At 68.7% G+C, this 1,142-nt stretch carries 1 pseudogene; it reads left to right on the top strand.

Annotation, left to right across the window (positions count from 1 at the left end):
- Positions 1-1,142, top strand: a pseudogene (locus tag ACFV4G_RS43535) (hypothetical protein); the annotation flags it as partial.

Genomic DNA, 1,142 nt, shown 5'->3' with positions numbered 1-1,142 from the left:
CGGCCGCCGGGGACGTGCACACCAGCTTCGGCGCCCTGAGCGCGTTCTACAAGGCGCCCGAGGCCGACCAGCTGTTCGGGACGACGAAGCCGGTGTCGGACCTGGGCCTGAAGCTCAGCCAGGACGTCTGCACGATCTCGGGTGCGCTGGGCCAGTACTCCAAGGACGCGGCGCCGATCAGGGACAGGCTCGACACCCTGAAGCGCGAGGCCATCGCCTTCAAGGACATGGCCGACAAGAACCACGACTGGCGCCAGGACGAAGACAAGGTCAAGGAGAACAACAACCGGCGCAACGACATCGCCGACGCCTGGACCCAGTTCCAGGGCGTCGAGCGGGACGCCTACGCCAAGATCGTCGCCCTGGTCGGCGGCAAGCCCCTGCGCGTCAACGACGGCTCCAACGCCGACGACATGTACGGCTACAACGCCAAGGACCTCAAGGACTCCAAGGACCTGCCCTGGGGCAGCGCCGTCGACCGCGACATCCCCTGGTGGGACCTGCCGGACCAGGTGATCGAGTTCGGCAAGGGCGTCATCATCGACGGCGTCTGGGGCACCATCAAGGGCCTCGGCACGCTGGTCGGCTTCGGCGGCTGGGACGCCTTCAAACAGTCCTGGACCGGCCTCGCCAAGCTCGCCACCGGCCTCGCCATCACGGGCATCCCCGGCGTCGGCCCGCTCTTCCTCGCCGTCCCCGACAAGGACCTGCCGTCCTGGCTGCGCGACTCGCGCAAGGCGATGAAGGAGACCGGCAAGGCCCTCCTCGCGTGGGACCAGTGGGGCTCCAACCCGTCCCGCGCCGCAGGCGCCGTCACGTTCAACGTGCTCACCACCGTCTTCACCGGCGGCGAGGGCGCGGCCGCGGAGGGCGCGGGCAAGGCCGGTCTCGCCGGGAAGGCACTGTCCGTCGCGGGCAAGGTCGGCAAGGCCATCGACCCGATGACGTACGTCTTCAAGGGCGCCGGCTTCGGCATCTCCAAGGTCAGCGACGTCGTCAAGGGCCTCAAGGGCATCACCGACTTCAAGATGCCCAGCATCAACCTCGACAAGGCCATCTCCCTGCCCGAGGGCGCCATCAAGCTCCCCGACGGCTCCTTCAAGCTCCCGCCCGGCGCCCAGATCCCCGAAGGCGCGATCAAG

It is taken from the genome of Kitasatospora sp. NPDC059747 (genome assembly GCF_042732955.1).
GTDB lineage: Bacteria > Actinomycetota > Actinomycetes > Streptomycetales > Streptomycetaceae > Kitasatospora.
Note: the sequence above shows the minus strand (reverse complement) of the source record. Positions and strands in the feature narration are given on the sequence as shown.